The 3,114-nt window shown below is 72.2% G+C and carries 4 protein-coding genes; all 4 read right to left on the bottom strand.

Annotation, left to right across the window (positions count from 1 at the left end; translation table 11 throughout):
- Window positions 1-42: 42 nt before the first annotated feature.
- Window positions 43-711, bottom strand: coding sequence for a thymidine kinase (locus tag QR77_RS31315; RefSeq protein ID WP_040025402.1), 669 nt, complete (start codon window positions 709-711; stop codon window positions 43-45).
- A gap of 99 nt (window positions 712-810) precedes the next feature.
- Window positions 811-2,028, bottom strand: a complete 1,218-nt coding sequence (locus QR77_RS31310) for a nucleotide pyrophosphatase/phosphodiesterase family protein (protein ID WP_040025400.1) — start codon at window positions 2,026-2,028, stop codon at window positions 811-813.
- Complete coding sequence (locus QR77_RS31305) at window positions 2,028-2,624, bottom strand: DUF5998 family protein (protein ID WP_040028956.1); 597 nt, start codon at window positions 2,622-2,624, stop codon at window positions 2,028-2,030. Before QR77_RS31305 ends, QR77_RS31310 begins: the two co-directional genes overlap by 1 nt.
- Window positions 2,625-2,680: 56 nt before the next feature.
- On the bottom strand, window positions 2,681-3,114 hold a 434-nt coding region (locus QR77_RS31300; RefSeq protein ID WP_040025399.1), incomplete at its 5' end, for an acetate--CoA ligase family protein.

Here is a 3,114-nt window from a genome sequence, read left to right as displayed (position 1 = left end):
GCCCGGCACCATCACCGCGACCCGCACCACGAACCGGCCCCGTCAACGGCCGCCCGCCGCGAGGCGACCGTCCACCGGCAGGACGTCCGGGGACAGCGCCGCGGCCTTGGCCTTCTCCGCCGTGATGCGCCGCCGGTGGTGGCGCCGGCACAACACCTCGTAACCGACCTCGTCGCCCGACTGGTGCACATCCCCGACCACGACCTGCGCCCCTTCGACGACCATGGCACCGCCGATGGTCCTGGCGTTGTGCGTGGCGCGGGCCCCGCACCAGCAGAGCGCCTCGACCTGGAGCACCTCGACCCGGTCGGCCATCTCGACCAGCCGCTGCGAGCCGGGGAAGAGCTTGGAGCGGAAGTCGGTGGTGATGCCGAAGGCGAAGACGTCCAGGTCCAGGTCGTCGACGACCCGGGCGAGCTGGTCGATCTGCTCGGGCGCGAGGAACTGCGCCTCGTCGGCGATCACATAGTCGCAGCGGCCGCCCCGGGAGAGCCGGTCGACGAGGTAGCCGTAGAAGTCGAAGCCGTCGGCCGCCTCGACGGCGTCGGTGACCAGGCCGAGGCGGGAGGAGAGTTTCCCCTCGCCGGCGCGGTCGTCACGGGTGAAGATCATGCCCTGGAGGCCCCGCGCCGAGCGGTTGTGCTCGATCTGAAGAGCGAGGGTGCTCTTTCCGCAGTCCATCGTTCCGCAGAAGAACACCAGCTCAGGCATGAGGAAGTGACGGCCTTTCGGGTCCGGGCGCGCATCGGGACAACGCGCGGGCGTGGTGGGATCGGACGGGACCTGCTGGGACCGGCCGGGGTCGGCCGGCTACGAGCGTACTTCGAGCAGCGGTACGAGCTGCTCGACGGGGGTCATCGAGCCGTGCAGGCCCACCATCTCCGACTCGCGCGGCTCCAGGACGGAGGCCGTGATGATCACGTCGTCGTGGGCCGCTGCGACAACGTCCCCGATCCGCGCGCGCACCCGCTGGTCCACCACGCCCGGCGGCCCGAACCAGCCCGCCTCGATGGCCTCGTCACGCCCGGCCACCCAGAACTGCTCCCCGAGCACCTCGCGCCACACCGCGCGGACGTCGGCCTCGGCGCCCGGTACGGCGTACACATGGCGGGCCCGGCCCTCGCCGCCCAACAGGGCGACCCCGGCGCGCAGTTCCCAGTCCTCGTCGAAGTCGATGCGCGACTGCTCGTCGAAGGGGATGTCGATCATGCCGTGGTCGGCGGTGATGTACAGGGCCGCACGCGGCGGCAGTTGCTCGGCGAGGCGTTCGGCGAGCCGGTCGACGTACATGAGCTGGCCGCGCCAGGCGTCGGAGTCCATGCCGAAGCGGTGGCCGTTGCTGTCGACCTCGCTGTAGTAGGTGTAGACCAGCGACCTGTCGCCTTCGGCGAGTTGGGCGGCGGCGAGGTCCATCCGTTCGTCCCCGGAGAGCCGGCCGTGGAAGGTGCCGCCGCTCAGCGCGACCTTGGTGAGCGGGGTGTGCTGGAAGGTCGGCGACGAGACCTGCGCGGTGTGGACGCCCGCGGCGTCGGCGAGCGCGAAGACGGTGGGGTGCGGCTGCCAGAGGCGCGGCTCAGTCCAGGGCTTCCAGCGGAGCTGGTTCATCAGCGCGCCCGTGTCGGGGTTGCGGACGGTGTAGCCGAGCAGGCCGTGGGCGGCCGGTGGCAGCCCCGTACCGACGGAGCCGAGCGAGGAAGCGGTGGTGGCGGGGAAACCGGCGGTGATCGGACGGCCGGTGCCGCCGCGCGACGTGCTGAGCAGCGAGGTCAGGAAGGGCGCCTCGGCCGGGTGGTCCTTGATCTGTTCCCAGCCGAGTCCGTCGATCAGGAAGACACAGTTCCGGTCGGCGGGGCTGAGTTCGGTGATGGCGGCCGTCATGCCGGGGACGCCCTGGCCCGCGGCGAGTGTGGGCAGCAGATCGGCGAGCGAGCCGCTCCCGTACTCCGGCAGCGGCGCGGTGGAGAGGCCGAGCGGTACGGGGTCCTGCCAGGCGGAGGCGGAGGCCGGTGCCGTGGGCTGCGCGGCCATCAGCGGCCGGTCGCCGCGGTCGCCGCGGTGGCTTCGGAGAGGGACTGCGCGAAGGCGAGCGTCTGGCGGACGGCGTCGGGGCCGTCACCCGCCTCGCTCACCCGCAGGCTCAGGTCGTCGGCGGTCGAGCTGCCCGTATAGCCGTGGTCGGCCTCGCAGTTGGGGTCGCCGCAGGCGGCGGGCTCCAGGTCGATCCGGGACACGGCGCCCCAGCCGATGGTGAGGACGACCTCGCGCGGCAGCGTGCCGGGGGTGTACGACTCTGGGTTGGCGACGACGCGGCTGACCACGACGGACGAGATCCGGTCGATCTTCACGGACTCGGTGGAGGTGGTGGCGTACGGCGTCGGGGAGCTGGTGTCGGCGGCCTGCTCGTCGGTGTGACTGACGATGAAACGATGAGCGGTCAGGACGAGGACGGTGACATGGCGGCGCACCTCGTTGGAGTCGAAGGTGGTCTCCTGGTGGACCAGGTACGACGCGATCGGGTCGCCGCCGACAGCGGCTTCCACCGCTTCGGCCACGAGAGTCGGGTAGTAGCCGCTGCGCTCGATCGCCGTGCGCAGCCCCTGGGTCGTCGTACCGATCTTCGCCATGGTCTCCATCCTACGGTGGCGGGATGGCTGTCGGAGACGCTCGTGCGGGGCCTGGTTCAGTAACTGGGAAGACGCCGCGGACCGAGGTCGCCGAGGGCGGCGGGCGGCGCCAGCCGGACCTCGGCGCCGAGGACGGACACCCCGTGGGTGGCGGCCACGACCGGCTCCAGGGCGACCGAGACGATCTCGGGGTGATCGTCGACGAGCCGGGAGACGCGCAGCAACAGCTCCTCCAGCGCGGGGGTGTCGACCGGGTCGGAGCCGCGCCAGCCGAAGAGCAGCGGGGCGGTCCTGATGGAGGTGAGGAGTTCGGCGGCGTCGCGCTCGGTGGCGGGGACGAGCCGGTGCGCGAGGTCGCCGAGCAGCTCGGAGGCCGCGCCGGCGAGGCCGAAGGACAGAACGGCTCCGGCGGCCGGGTCGATGGCCGCCCGTACGACGGTGTCCACTCCCCTGGGTGCCATGGCCTGGACGACGAGCCGCAGCTCGGCGG

The organism is Streptomyces sp. 150FB (assembly GCF_000818195.1).
Taxonomy (GTDB): Bacteria; Actinomycetota; Actinomycetes; order Streptomycetales; family Streptomycetaceae; genus Streptomyces.
Note: the sequence above shows the minus strand (reverse complement) of the source record. Positions and strands in the feature narration are given on the sequence as shown.

Coding starts and splice junctions, on each gene's coding strand:
- QR77_RS31305 (WP_040028956.1), bottom strand. CDS start 2,624: ATGGCGAAGATCGGTACGACGACCCAGGGGCTGCGCACGGCGATCGAG.
- QR77_RS31315 (WP_040025402.1), bottom strand. CDS start 711: ATGCCTGAGCTGGTGTTCTTCTGCGGAACGATGGACTGCGGAAAGAGC.
- QR77_RS31310 (WP_040025400.1), bottom strand. CDS start 2,028: ATGGCCGCGCAGCCCACGGCACCGGCCTCCGCCTCCGCCTGGCAGGAC.